This is a genomic window from Pseudomonas sp. AC463, from assembly GCF_979253585.1.
Genome location: NZ_CEEDDZ010000636.1, coordinates 1 through 270, shown reverse-complemented (window position 1 = coordinate 270; position 270 = coordinate 1). Strand labels below are relative to the sequence as shown.

The 270-nt window shown below is 70.4% G+C and carries 1 protein-coding gene; it reads right to left on the bottom strand.

From position 1 onward, the window contains the following. Positions 1-270, bottom strand: a 270-nt coding sequence (locus AC0IYH_RS31755; protein ID WP_471838244.1) for an MBL fold metallo-hydrolase, incomplete at both ends; no start/stop codon positions are given.

The window sequence follows — 270 nt, the reverse complement described above, 5'->3', positions numbered from 1 at the left end:
ACGTCGAGCGTCAGGTCGCCGATCGTCACCATGTCGCCCTCGACCAGCCAGCGGTCGGGTTCGAACACCACGCCGCGGATGCCGTATGTGCGGCCGTCGTCGTCCAGCCGCGCGAGCCAGAACCGGTCCTCCTCGTGCGGGCCCTCGATGGGCACGCCGAGTTCGTCCGCCAACGGTTTCGCCTCGCCGGCGTGGTCGATATGGCCGTGGGTCAGCAGGATCTTTTCGACCGTGACGCCCGCCTGCGCGATGGCGGCGCGGATGCGGGGC